Here is a 12,255-nt window from a genome sequence, read left to right as displayed (position 1 = left end):
CGGAAATATTAACTTCTTGAGGTTAGGAAGCTTAGACTTTATCATTGATGGCATCAGCCAGTCTCTTCAACGATCCACCAGGATGATTGTAATCCTTGAAGGAATCCGCCGCGTTCACTGCTGCGAGGAAGGAGTTTAGGTACTCTCGTTGCCCTGATTTCGTGATGCTCTCCATATCGATTCGACTCAACAAATCACGGTAGTGAACGATGAAGTCAAAATCTGTAAATGAATTCGGGAACAGAATCTTCCACAACCAATACGCATAGAGGAATAGAAATGGAGGATCAATGTATGCGTGAGAGGCATTTGCCCAAAACTGTTGCATCGTCAGCTCTCCCGTTTGCTCCATGTGGCGAATACCCGCCATGGCTTCAGATGCCTTCTGGAACTTCTTACGCCAATACGCCGCATTTCGCTTGAAAAACAGATAGATCGTCAATGCACTTCCTAGCAACACCGTGATGTGTTCCGGAACCGTGTTGACATCTACGTATTCACTTTTGAAATAGTCGTAGCGAGGAGGAAAATTCCATGTATAAAACATGAACAATGATCCAGCAATCGCCAACATCCAAACTGGAATCCAAAAGATGCGTCCACGAAGACCAAGGGTTTCTGTCATCATGGAAACAAAGCCAATAATCAAGAGTGAAGCCCATGCTTCGTAAGTACCTCCAATGAGGTCGACATCAAGTCCGAATAGCTGAAGTAAAAAATGAAGCGCCACAACCACCAACACCGCAATCAAAGCTTGAGCGATGGCGAGAAAGTTGAAAACGATCATAAGAAGAAAGGTCTAAGCAGGGACGATTAATCGCAAGAATACTCGTTGAAAGGGTTCGAAGAGCAGAAGTTCAAATCTGCAGTGAACTCTCCTTCTACCAACGCTTTCAATGAACCAGTTGAGATACCCACACCATCCACAGACTGTTGTGTGCGTGAAGCCCAGATTCCCAATCCATTGGTAACGTTCGTATAGCTAGGACGTTCTTGAACGATATTAGTAACTGGCTCGTTGATCTCTAGGTAAGTGTCCAACTCTTCATTCGCAATCGTCAATACGAAGTCAATCGCACGTGAGAACTGTACCTCGTCGTCCCAAATACCAAACTCGCGTGTGACCATCGGGTCAGCCGTCAAACGTGACTCAAGGAAACGGTAGAATGCCTCTCCGTTCACGTCAATGCTCAATTGCTCTCCACCATTGATATCAGCTGTGGTCCGAGTTCCGATGAACCAGTTCAAAACCACCGGACGAGACTCAACCAACTCTGTATGTGACGCGTCTGCCCATACATTTTCTGTCAGGTAGATATCTAAACTCGCTTCGTAACGCTTAGCGTTTGGAGAACTATTCCATTCGAAGGTCTGGTTGTTGTACACCGTGTTCACTCCTGCTACTGTAGCCCAGCTGATCTCAAAAGTTGAAATCGCCGGAGGGAATGAAATTGATCCTGGCGTTACTTCTACTACATCAGCAGTTGCTTCAACGTCGTCTTTGCTTGTAAAGTCGAGGTTGATGCGGTACAACGCATCATTATTCAACCCATTCGGAGTCAAACAGTAATAAGCCGTGTGTTCGGGAGCATAGAAGATTCCGTCAGTGCTTTTGTTCTCTAGAAGTGTATCGAACAGAGGATAAGTCTGTACAATGCTATTTCCAATCCACTCTTCCACAACGCCAGTGAAAGCTCCTTCTGGGTACTCCGAAGAATCGCGAACCATCGCTGCGTCGAAGTTATTCCCTTCACCCAACCAAGTTCTAGTGATCTTCACCCACTGCGTATCTACCTCAGGTTCAAGGATTCCGAAAACGACTGTCTTCGAATCATACGGTGCGTTTACGTCAATTTCAGTTGAACAACTGTAGGCCCCAATCAGCCCAAAAACGACGAGTAGAAAGATGTATTTTCCATGCATAGGCCACAAAAATAGTTCTTTCCTCCAAGTGGCAGCTTCCGCTTATCACAAAGTTCGGTGAATCCTAACAGTTCTAGCTCGGCATCCGGCGTCCGGCGTCCGAATGCTTTCGCTAAACGCCGAATGCTAGAATCAATAATCGATAAACTATAACCGATAACTCAATAACATATTCTACGTCTTAAACCTTTACGCCGGAACACATCATCGAAACACTACAATCAAAAACCCATTAGAACGAACTACGAACTGCCCCCACGGACGGTTGACGGTTGACGGTTGACGGAATCTACCACTATCCCCCTGTCCACCGTCCACAGTCCACAGTCCACAGTTCACAGTCCACCATTTCAGTGTTCCACATTCCGCGATTTGTGTTAGCCACCTACCTACTTTAAATCAGACATTTGTGATGTAAACGAAAGGTTATGGCAGAAGACACTATCAGAATCCGTTCGATTAGTCACTTGCATGAGGGCTTAGGATTTGAAAAACCGAAGCATCCATTGATAAGCGTGATTGACGTGAAAGACATTGATCACTCTAAAGTGCCTGCAGGGGCTAAGTTCTCAGCTGACCTTTATTACATCGGAATGAAGAGTGGTAGTTGCGGTCTACGTTATGGCCGCAACGATTATGACTTCTCTGAAGGAGTGTTAGCCTTCACGGCTCCAGGTCAGGTTGTAACCTCTACTGGTTCTGCAGATTTTGAGGAAGACTTCGGATTCATGTTGTATTTCCACCCTGACCTCATTCGTTCGACGCCATTGGGTGAAAACATTGATAGCTATTCATTCTTCTCATACGACACCCACGAAGCATTGCACCTGTCTGATGCAGAGAAGCAGACCATGGCTGACATGGTCAAACTCATCAAAGACGAGTACAACCAGCGGATAGACAATATGTCTCAGCGTGTGATTGTAAGCAGTCTTGAGCTTCTTCTGAATTACTGCCTGCGTTTCTATGAGCGTCAGTTCAACACGCGAACTGCATCCAATAAGGATGTCATCTCAGAAGTAGAGCATCAATTGAAAGACTACTACAAGTCTGGTCAATTGCCTGAGTATGGACCACCATCGATCCATTTCTTGGCCGAAAAGGTGAACCTCTCTCCTGCTTATTTAAGTGATCTATTAAAGAAAGAAACAGGTCGAAGTGCGAAAGATCACATCAACGACTTCCTTGTAGACAAAGCAAAGACATTACTTCTCAGTACGGAAGATACCGTGTCTGAGATCGCCTATAGTTTGGGATTCAATTACCCCCACTACTTCAGTCGGTTGTTCAAGCAAAAGACAGGCTTCACACCGCAAAAATTTAGAACACAAACAAACTAGTCTACACCATAAACATTCAGATCATGTCAATCGATAAATCTAAACCCGTATTGGTAACCGGTGCGACCGGATATGTAGCCGGATGGCTTGTTCAACGTCTTCTTGATGAAGGAATCACTGTGCACGCTGCCGTTCGAAACCCAAACAAGGAAGAGAAAGTAGCGCATTTGAAAGCCGCTGCGGCCAAGTCTTCAGGAGATATTAAGTTCTTCAAATCTGACCTTCTGGAAGAAGGCTCTTACGAAGAAGCGATGCAAGGATGTGAGGTTGTATTCCACACTGCTTCTCCATTCGTAACTGATGTGCAGGATGCTCAACGTGATTTGATTGATCCAGCGGAAAAAGGAACAGCGAATGTATTGGAGAGTGCAAAGAAAATTGCTTCAGTCCGTCGTGTTGTGGTGACAAGCTCTTGTGCAGCTATCTACACAGATGCCATCGACACCGTCAACGCTCCGAATGGAAGAATCGACGAAACCATCTGGAATGAGACAGCGTCGTTGACTTACCAACCGTATTCATATTCAAAGACACTTGCCGAAAAGAAGGCATGGGAAATCGCAGAAACTCAGAATAACTGGGACCTCGTGACCATTAACCCAAGCTTCGTCATGGGACCTCCACTTAACCCGAAAGCCACTACTTCTGAAAGCTTCAACATCCTGAAGCAACTTGGAGACGGTACGATGAAAGCGGGTGTTCCAAAAATGGGTGTAGGAGTTGTTGACGTTCGCGACGTAGCCGAAGCTCACTTCCAAGCGGGATACAATGACAACGCGAAAGGTCGTTACATCACTTCCGGACACAATACTGACTTCCTGGAAATGGCACTGCAACTTCAAGACAAGTACGGAGCTGACTACCCGCTGCCGAAGAAAGCACTTCCAAAGTGGTTGCTCATGATCGTAGGACCAATGGCAAATAAGCTATTCACTCGACAGTTCATCAAGAACAATGTGAACGTTGAATGGAAGGCAGACAACTCGAAAATTAAAAACGAGTTGGGCATCAAATTCCGCCCACTAAAGGACTCTATGGTAGATGGATTCCAAGCGCTCGTAGACGCAAACATCTTCGCTAAGAAATAAGCGAGACAGCATAATTCAGTGAAAGGGTGCCTTCGGGCACCTTTTTTAGTTTAGATCTATCAAGAAACGAAGGGTATCAACCTCATCGGCATAGTCCCATAATTCCGGTTGTTGCGCTGATCCAAAAGGTAAATGTCCTTTACCCACGATGCATTGGATTTGCTCTCGATTCTGGGCAATGACCGCTTCCGCGCTAGCGAGATCAGCATAACGCTCATAGAAAAGACTACCCACCGGACTTACCAATTGGGCATCTTCTTTCATCAAAAGGAATCCGTTTTCAAGGAGGTCTTCATGATTCAACAACCACAAGGCCTTATGGTAATCATAGTTGTTAGCGTACTTGTTGTGCTCACCAATTTTGTGGTAGTGGTAGAAGGCTCCGAACAGACGATCAAGCTCGAAATCTTGTGGCATGTAGACCTTAGTCACGTTGCGGCAACCGAGACCGAAGTGTGTAAACACATCGTCTGCTAGCAACTTAAGCTCTTCTTCTGATTCTTCTCCAGTAAGCACGGCCACGCTCGTTCGATTCTTACGAATGATATTTGGCACCTTGCCGAAGTAGTATTCAAAGTAGCGCGACGTATTGTTGCTTCCTGTAGCAATCACCGCATCAAAATCTTCCATCTTCCCAATGACAGGAATCATCTGGCCTTTGAACCCAGGCTCCAACTCCATCAGTTGTTGCATGACCAATGGAATCAATCGATTGTCATCTCGTGAAATCTTGACCAAAGCTGTATTTCCTGAAAGCAACACGGTCAAGAGATCGTGCAAACCAACCAGGGGAATATTCCCAGCCATAACCACACCTACCCTTTTTGCAGGCTTGTCTTGATCCAACTCTGGATAAGCTGACAACCACTGTTCTACCTTTTCAGGCGCCAGTGATCGCGCCCAAGCTTTCATCGCAGCTAAGACGTTGTCTTTCGTAAACCAACCGTTGTGAGAACGTTCGCGGGCAATCAAGCCCATCACCTCATCGTTCGATTCGATATCTCCCATCCACTGTCCTAAGCGAACAATGGCTTCTTTTCGTTGTTCCAAGTTCATATTCACTGCGAAGAAGGCAATCAGCCACCTGATTGCTATATTTGCACCGCAAAAGTACAAACACGACTCTTGTCTTATGGCTATAATGATCACAGATGAATGCATCAACTGCGGTGCATGTGAACCAGAATGTCCGAACAACGCAATCTACGAAGGCGGTGCCGAGTGGAAATACAGCGACGGAACAGGGCTTTCAGGCGACATTACATTGTTAAACGGAGACGCTGCCAACGCTGACAGCGACCAAGAACCGGTTGACATGGATGTATATTTCATCGTGACTGATAAGTGCACAGAATGTGTTGGTTTCCACGACGAACCACAGTGCGCTGCCGTTTGTCCTGTTGACTGTTGCGTAGACGACCCTGACCACGAAGAAACTGAAGATCAGTTGCTTGCGAAGAAGGAGTTTATGCATTTGTAGAGGCTTAGGGCGTATGGCTTAAGGCTTAAGGATAGCAGTTCTTAGTTCTTGGTTTTTGGTCTCTAGTCTCTTGACACTTGTCTCTCGTCTTCGTACTGCTTTCGTTGGTATTTTTCGTTTCTTGAAAGACATTATAGATTATAGTTTATCGATCATAGATTCAAGTCGCTAGACTCTAGACACTCGACCCTAGACTAACCTTATGAGACTTCTCCTGGCCCTCCTCTTCGCACTCCCCCTTTCAACAGTTTTCGCTCAAGACTTTTCCCCTGCCATGACTTCTCCTGAGAAGATGGCCGAAGAGACCTTGCGTTTGATTAGCACTGACACGCCAGATTGGGAAGCTTTTCGGGCATTGTTCGTGCCTACTGCGCATTTCACGGTGGTTCAGGATGTGCATGATATGGGAATGACGGGGAAGAGTTTCGCGCTGGAAGATTTCGTTCGCCTTTTCCAGAATAGTCCTGATCGTACGTTTAAGGAATACCAGTTGAGCGTTGAAGTCAATGAATACAATGGTATTGCGATGGTGTGGCAGACCTATCAAGTGGAAGTTGCCGATGATTCTAATCAAGGAATCAATTGCTACCAGATGATTTATCACAGAGATCGTTGGTGGATTTGCAATGTCATTTGGGCCAACGATACCAACGGCATTTCTGTTCCCGAAGAGTTTCTTCCTGAGAAGTAACATATCTCTTTTGCCGATATTTACGTTCTAGTAAGGAAACCTGCAATTCGCTTATGCGCCTTTCATTTCTTTTTTCTTTTCTGGCTATCGCCGGAAGTCTAACTTCTTTCGCGCAGTCAGATATAGCTTCATTGGAAGATCGAATCATCTTTATTCAAGAAAAGATGCGCGATGCGGTGGAAGACGAAACGCGTTTTGCCTATCACGATTCATTACGCCAAACGATGACTGAGGTCATGAATTCTTCAGGCTCGTTGGAATATGCCTTTGACCGCGTTCAGTACATGTCTATCCTCACCTCTTCTAATGGTGAACTCCGCATTTTCAATTGGAATATGCCGTACAATGATCAGACCCACACCTACGGTTGTTTCATGCTTTGGCTAGTAGATGGAAAACAAGGAATCTACGATTGGGTGGAATTAGAAGACAACGTTGATGATGGAAGTTCGGTAGAGAACAAGTACCTCAAGCCTGAGAAATGGCAAGGAGCCTTGTATTACGAGCTTATCGAAGTGAAGAAAGGAAGAAAGAAAATCGATCATTACGTCCTGCTCGGTTGGGATGGAGCGAACGGACTTATTAACCGCAAGGTAATTGAGCCCTTTACCATCAACAGAGGCAAGGTTCGGTTAGGAGCTCCAGTTTTTGATATCCCAAAGAAGAATCCGAAACGATATGTGATGGAGTACTCGGAAGAAGTGATGGCTTCGCTGAAGTATTATCCAAAAGAAAAGCGCATTGTATTTGATCACCTTTCCCCACGTCAAGAAGGACTTGAAGGAAACCCTGCTTTCTACGGTCCAGATATGACCTATGACTCATTCAATCTGGAAAAGACGAAGTGGGAATACAACAGCAATGTAGACATCACCTTAGATAAGGAACAGAGTAAACGTCCTTACATCGATCCACGGCGTTAATTAAAGCGCAGGCGGACTTCCGTTGCGCCATATCCGTATTGCTGGTAATTTGCATCAAAGAAGTCAGCATTTGGGTAATAGCTCTTCAAATGCTTTCTAATCTCATTGCGAAGCACTCCCTGACCCACCCCATGAATGAATACGATCTTCGAAAGATGCTCACGCTCTGCTCGAGCCATCATGCGTTCGAAGTGGCGCATTTGTAGATCTAGCTTTTCACCATCAGACATCCCTCCTTCGTTGTCAACGATTTCATGGAGATGAAGGTCAACTTCTACAGCATCATCTTTTCGACGGAACTTGTTGTCTTCCTTGTATCTCGCCTTGAAATCATTCTCAGCTGCCTTCAGCTTCGACTGATCTACGTTACGAGAGATAATATCAAGCGCACGCGGTTGCTTAGAAGCATATTTATCTTCTTCGTCTTCACGATCTCCCACCAAAATCAATTCATCCACAGGGTACGGATAATCAAAGCCTGTTTCATCTTCAATCAACGCCTGTGTCTTATCGATCATTTGGATCACTACCGCTTCTCCAGTCTCATTCAAGAAGCGCACTTTATCTCCGGGCCTAAACATACCTACAAAGGTAAGGAATGTGGGCCTTTGGCCGTAGGCAGTAGGCAGTATGCGGTATGCGGTCTACAGCTTACTGCTTACTGCTTACTGCCTACAATCTTTATCTTGCGGGACCAATCCTACATTATGCGCATTATTCTTAGCCTTTTGCTTGCTGTGGCGTTTGTTCTGCCGGCGAGCGCACAGAAAATCGACAAGAAACTCAAGTCGTTTGAGAAATACATTGAACAGGCCCGTCAAGACTGGAATGTTCCCGGCGTAGCCGTGGCTATTGTGAAAGACGGAGAGATCATCTACGAAAAGGGCTTCGGTGTAAAGTCTGTTGATACGAATGAGCCTGTAGATGAGAATACAGTATTCGCGGTGGCTTCAAACACCAAGAGTGTGACCGCGGCAGCTCTTGCGATTCTTGTAGATGAGGGTAAGATTAACTGGGACGACAAAGTACAAGAGTACCTTCCTTGGTTCCAGTTGTATGATCCGTATGTGAGTGCAAACCTGACAATTCGAGATTTGCTTTGCCACCGTAGTGGTTTGGAAACATTCAGTGGAGATCTGATCTGGTATGGAAGTAACCATAGCCGCGAAGAAGTATTACGTCGAGCACGTTTCTTAGAGCCGGCCTATGGGTTCCGTGAGCACTTCGGCTACCAGAACATCATGTTCTTGGCAGCTGGTGAGATTATCCCTGTAGTGACAGGTCAAGCATGGGAAGAGTTTGTGAGCGAACGCATTCTTTCTCCGTTGGAGATGAACAACACCTACTACAGCACTTCACAATTGACGAGTGATGTCAACAAAGCAATGCCACACAACACGGTCAACGACAACAACGTGGTGATTGAATATGTGAATTGGGATAACATCGCTCCTGCTGGCGCATTAGTGTCGAGTGTTCACGATTGGTCGCAATGGATGATTGCCCAAATGAACATGGGAATGAAGGACACCACGGCAATCTGGTCAGAAAACCAAGGACATGAAATGTGGGCTATTCAAACTCCAGAAGCGATTTCTCCTGGGAGCCGCAGCCTTTGGCCAAGTAAAACCTTCAGTGGTTACGGATTAGGTTGGGAACTTCAAAACCTGCACGGAGTGAAGATTGTCAGCCACGGCGGTGGATACGACGGGATGATTTCCCGCACCCTGATGATTCCAGAAGAAAACATGGGAATTGTTGTCCTAACAAATAACATCAGCTCGATTGCTTATGCCTTGACTTATGCGTGGGCTGACCGCTACATGGGTGAGGAAGGACAAGATTGGTCGGAGCTTTTCTTGAATTTTTCAAAGTCGGGTCAGCAAGCTGAGGAGGCTGAACGCGCGGCGGCAGAGGAAGCTAGAGACAAAGACAGTAAGCCTTCCCTCCCACTAGAAGCCTACGCAGGAACGTATGGAGGTGAGATGTATGGAAATTGTGAGATCCGAGTAGTAGGTGATCAACTGGCGTTTCAGTTTGAACCAACACCTCTTTTTAGAGGAACGATGCGTCACTGGCAATATGATAGTTTCCAGTTGAACTGGGGAACTCAGATGATGTTACCTCCTGGAACAGTGCAGTTTATTCTCAACCCAGAAGGAGAAATTGAAGAAATGATCATCGACGTTCCGAATCCTGATTTCGATTTTACAGAATTAGAATTCAAAAAACTTCCTTGAATCTAGAGAATTTATATATTTGCACCCCCCAATTCGGGGAAAGAGTTGGCTCCGTAGCTTAACTGGATAGAGCACCGCACTACGGATGCGGAGGTTCGGGGTTCGAATCCCTGCGGGGTCACAAAGAAAAAGCCTGGTATCGTTACCAGGCTTTTTCATTTTAACTACTTCGTGTTCAACTATCTATCGCATGATACAAGCTCGTGTCATTGTACGCATTCTCACTCTTGTGCACTTCAACTAAATCCATAAGACTTTAATGGTGCACTGATCAAGAAATCATTCAAAGTTGACCTACCTTCAGGCCATGAAGTATTTCCTCCCGTTCCTTCTCGTTTTATTCAGCTGTCAGTCCAACGAAAACCAAGTAGAAGACAAACCTGAAAAAGAGCCTATTGAACTGTCTCAAAGACCACCCATTGAAGACATCCAAGAGTTATATGACCTACTCATTCAAGCTGATCGAATCACTACATACAACTTCAATCCGCAAGCAGAGAATCCTGCAAACATGAGCGAGAACGACATGACGTTGTATGATCCGTCTAACTTCAACGTTCATCCTACCGCGTACAACGGAAAGGACTTACCTGACAACAGCCGTGATGAACTGGTTCATATGCTCTGTGACACCTCGATATACAATGGTGAATTAAATGGGACCAAGGGTACTTGCTTTATCCCTCATGTAGGCTTTGGCTTCTTTGTAAAGGATTCATTGATCGCTCAAACGAACGTCTGCTTTCTATGTTCCGGTGTGCAAACTTCTCCTCGATACAAATCAGATGGGTTCTCAGAGAATGGATACGCCTGGATGAGAGCATTCCTGGAGAGACATGACATGGTCATCGTAGATCACTAGTAATCCGTAATACGATCCTTTCCAAAAGTCGCAACAGTTTCTACAAGGACTGAATAGTAAGAACGTCCTACCATCTTACTTTTCACCCAGCAATAGAAGGTCATAGCTTGAAGGTCTTCCATATTGCCAGGAAGTCGTTGAATAGCATGCTCTACCTTCTCTTCGAACTCTGGTGTACGAAGCTTCTCCGGCGAATTCATCACCCACTGAACTACCTTCAAGAAACCGGCAATTCGTTGGTGCTGATCAGCAGAAAGAATATTGGAATAGTGATTCCTCATACTTTTTAAGCGAATCTCAGCTACGTCGTCAATCCCGAGTTCCGCAAGGGCAATCGTTTGAATAAGGTCCTTCTTAAAGCACCATTCGGGCCCCATATGGCGTTCGCATTCCTTATCACTGAGTGGATTGTTGACGAGTACCGAAAGTGTTCTCTTCGGCTTATTAGCGATGAACTCATATACAGAAAGGTTCAAGCGAATATTGAGTGTGTCACTCACACGAAGATCTTTCCGTTCCAACGCATCATTCAGAGATCGAATCGACTTCTCCACCTCTCCTTGATACATTGGAATGGCGGCCTTGAGCAAGAAGTATCGACCGAGATAATCCAATACGGCTCGTCTGCGCGTATCCGTCATATACTCACCTAGTTTCCCGAGCCATTCATTGGCTTCATCCAAGCTTCGGGTACGGTACTTTGTATGTGCAATCATATAAAGAAAACCGATGCGCACCTTCAAGTCAGCTTTTTGAATGAGCCCATCTCGTTCCAACTGCTCGTATGCTTGGGTCACAAGTGGATCAAACTGGTGATATTGCTTAGACGCAACAATGGCCATTCTGATAATGGTCATCATCTTATATACAATCGATGCCGGTAGGTTCTGGTGAAGGTCGATTCCCAACTGGTCGAGCTCTCCCCTCACCAGTTTCTGAAGATCTCCTGAAAATCCTGTTAAGCGCGTTTCACGCAGTTTGATACGAAGTACGTTGTATGCTAAGTCTACACGTTCCTGCAGGCTGGCAAGCTCCTGTGCTTCTTTCCATTCGTTGACTAGAAGTTCCGAATCAAGACCAAGCTCGTCTGAGTACTCCACCTCCGCAGAAAGTACGTTTACCAATTCAACGTACAAGTCTTTCTGTTTGGCTGCGTTTCTCGCCTTCCGTAGCATTTTTGCGGCTGCGTCTGATTGACCACGAGTGAGTAAGAAACGAGCGGCGCGGACTACCATTCTAATTTCATCCCCTCGGTTAATTCCCGTTTCGAGGGATTTGAGTGTGATGTACTCTTGAGTTCTGCGCGTTAACCGCTTCCGAACTGTGTGATACGCATTCAAGTTCGCCTTTCCATATAGTTTCAAGGCGGCGTCTTGACCTGACAGCTCCGGTTCTTCAATCAACAACTGCAATGCGCGTGTATCCACCCGATCAGACTGTTTGCCCACTTTTGAAATGTGCTGTTCCAGCTCACGGAGCTCGTATTCAGTCATGGTGGCTAGGAAAGACTCTAAGAGGGGCATTATGTACGTTTTGCCTTAGTTGATTCTCAATAAATATAGGCTTTTTAGCGACTCAACACCTGTTATTCCCGGATATGGAATATACGTTTCGGGGTAAATCCGTGTAGGACGCATGATAAAGAATGGCCAGATTTGAATTGTGAAACACGAAGTACACTTCGCTTTTGGTAAACGAACCTAAAGAG

The 12,255-nt window shown here is 45.6% G+C and carries 12 protein-coding genes and 1 tRNA gene; 8 read left to right on the top strand and 5 right to left on the bottom strand.

Annotation, left to right across the window (positions count from 1 at the left end; translation table 11 throughout):
- Positions 1–31 precede the first annotated feature (31 nt).
- Positions 32–787, bottom strand: a complete 756-nt coding sequence (locus RA156_RS05670) for a hypothetical protein (RefSeq protein WP_306643586.1) — start codon at positions 785–787, stop codon at positions 32–34.
- A gap of 26 nt (positions 788–813) precedes the next feature.
- Positions 814–1,923 (bottom strand): hypothetical protein, encoded by a 1,110-nt coding sequence (locus RA156_RS05665; protein WP_306643585.1) that lies wholly within the window; start codon positions 1,921–1,923, stop codon positions 814–816.
- A gap of 428 nt (positions 1,924–2,351) precedes the next feature.
- Between RA156_RS05665 and RA156_RS05660 the strand changes: the two genes are divergently transcribed.
- Complete coding sequence (locus tag RA156_RS05660) at positions 2,352–3,263, top strand: helix-turn-helix domain-containing protein (protein ID WP_306643584.1); 912 nt, start codon at positions 2,352–2,354, stop codon at positions 3,261–3,263.
- Positions 3,264–3,286: 23 nt separating this feature from the next.
- The gene (locus RA156_RS05655) at positions 3,287–4,351 is read left to right on the top strand and encodes an NAD-dependent epimerase/dehydratase family protein (protein ID WP_306643583.1); all 1,065 of its coding nucleotides are present in this window, start codon (positions 3,287–3,289) and stop codon (positions 4,349–4,351) included.
- Positions 4,352–4,396: 45 nt separating this feature from the next.
- Here the strand turns inward: RA156_RS05655 and RA156_RS05650 are convergent, their stop codons facing one another.
- A complete protein-coding gene (locus RA156_RS05650; RefSeq protein WP_306643582.1) occupies positions 4,397–5,407 on the bottom strand; it encodes an acyl-CoA reductase in 1,011 nt (336 codons plus the stop codon).
- 76 nt (positions 5,408–5,483) lie between these two features.
- Between RA156_RS05650 and RA156_RS05645 the strand changes: the two genes are divergently transcribed.
- From RA156_RS05645 to RA156_RS05635, 3 genes are all read left to right on the top strand, one after another.
- Positions 5,484–5,831 (top strand): 4Fe-4S binding protein, encoded by a 348-nt coding sequence (locus tag RA156_RS05645; RefSeq protein WP_306643581.1) that lies wholly within the window; start codon positions 5,484–5,486, stop codon positions 5,829–5,831.
- A 202-nt stretch (positions 5,832–6,033) separates the two neighbouring features.
- On the top strand, positions 6,034–6,522 hold the full coding sequence (locus RA156_RS05640; RefSeq protein WP_306643580.1) for a hypothetical protein: 489 nt from the start codon (positions 6,034–6,036) through the stop codon (positions 6,520–6,522).
- A gap of 53 nt (positions 6,523–6,575) precedes the next feature.
- Positions 6,576–7,445: a hypothetical protein gene (locus tag RA156_RS05635; RefSeq protein ID WP_306643579.1), complete on the top strand. Its 870-nt coding sequence runs from the start codon at positions 6,576–6,578 to the stop codon at positions 7,443–7,445.
- On the opposite strand, the gene RA156_RS05630 is transcribed toward RA156_RS05635, so the two are convergent.
- Complete coding sequence (locus RA156_RS05630; protein WP_306643578.1) at positions 7,442–8,026, bottom strand: Smr/MutS family protein; 585 nt, start codon at positions 8,024–8,026, stop codon at positions 7,442–7,444. The two genes, RA156_RS05635 and RA156_RS05630, sit on opposite strands and share 4 nt — an antisense overlap.
- Before the next feature lie 126 nt (positions 8,027–8,152).
- On the opposite strand from RA156_RS05630, the gene RA156_RS05625 reads away from it, so the two are divergent.
- The 3 genes from RA156_RS05625 (at position 8,153) to RA156_RS05615 (ending at position 10,547) form a co-directional block, all read left to right on the top strand.
- A complete protein-coding gene (locus RA156_RS05625) occupies positions 8,153–9,685 on the top strand; it encodes a serine hydrolase (protein ID WP_306643577.1) in 1,533 nt (510 codons plus the stop codon).
- Between the two features lie 47 nt (positions 9,686–9,732).
- Positions 9,733–9,806 (top strand) — tRNA-Arg (locus tag RA156_RS05620).
- A gap of 186 nt (positions 9,807–9,992) precedes the next feature.
- Entirely contained in the window at positions 9,993–10,547 is a 555-nt protein-coding gene (locus RA156_RS05615) for a hypothetical protein (protein WP_306643576.1), read from the top strand.
- On the opposite strand, the gene RA156_RS05610 is transcribed toward RA156_RS05615, so the two are convergent.
- Positions 10,544–12,040 carry a hypothetical protein gene (locus tag RA156_RS05610; protein WP_306643575.1) on the bottom strand — a complete coding sequence of 499 codons (1,497 nt, stop codon included), beginning with the start codon at positions 12,038–12,040 and terminating at the stop codon, positions 10,544–10,546. The genes RA156_RS05615 and RA156_RS05610 overlap by 4 nt on opposite strands.
- Positions 12,041–12,255: the final 215 nt, after the last annotated feature.

It is taken from the genome of Sanyastnella coralliicola (genome assembly GCF_030845195.1).
Taxonomy (GTDB): domain Bacteria; phylum Bacteroidota; class Bacteroidia; order Flavobacteriales_D; family Sanyastnellaceae; genus Sanyastnella; species Sanyastnella coralliicola.
The sequence above is the reverse complement of the archived record's forward strand: the minus strand, read 5'-3'. Positions and strand labels throughout refer to the sequence as shown.

Coding starts and splice junctions, on each gene's coding strand:
- RA156_RS05670 (WP_306643586.1), bottom strand. CDS start 787: ATGATCGTTTTCAACTTTCTCGCCATCGCTCAAGCTTTGATTGCGGTG.
- RA156_RS05665 (WP_306643585.1), bottom strand. CDS start 1,923: ATGCATGGAAAATACATCTTTCTACTCGTCGTTTTTGGGCTGATTGGG.
- RA156_RS05660 (WP_306643584.1), top strand. CDS start 2,352: ATGGCAGAAGACACTATCAGAATCCGTTCGATTAGTCACTTGCATGAG.
- RA156_RS05655 (WP_306643583.1), top strand. CDS start 3,287: ATGTCAATCGATAAATCTAAACCCGTATTGGTAACCGGTGCGACCGGA.
- RA156_RS05650 (WP_306643582.1), bottom strand. CDS start 5,407: ATGAACTTGGAACAACGAAAAGAAGCCATTGTTCGCTTAGGACAGTGG.
- RA156_RS05645 (WP_306643581.1), top strand. CDS start 5,484: ATGGCTATAATGATCACAGATGAATGCATCAACTGCGGTGCATGTGAA.
- RA156_RS05640 (WP_306643580.1), top strand. CDS start 6,034: ATGAGACTTCTCCTGGCCCTCCTCTTCGCACTCCCCCTTTCAACAGTT.
- RA156_RS05635 (WP_306643579.1), top strand. CDS start 6,576: ATGCGCCTTTCATTTCTTTTTTCTTTTCTGGCTATCGCCGGAAGTCTA.
- RA156_RS05630 (WP_306643578.1), bottom strand. CDS start 8,026: ATGTTTAGGCCCGGAGATAAAGTGCGCTTCTTGAATGAGACTGGAGAA.
- RA156_RS05625 (WP_306643577.1), top strand. CDS start 8,153: ATGCGCATTATTCTTAGCCTTTTGCTTGCTGTGGCGTTTGTTCTGCCG.
- RA156_RS05615 (WP_306643576.1), top strand. CDS start 9,993: ATGAAGTATTTCCTCCCGTTCCTTCTCGTTTTATTCAGCTGTCAGTCC.
- RA156_RS05610 (WP_306643575.1), bottom strand. CDS start 12,040: ATGACTGAATACGAGCTCCGTGAGCTGGAACAGCACATTTCAAAAGTG.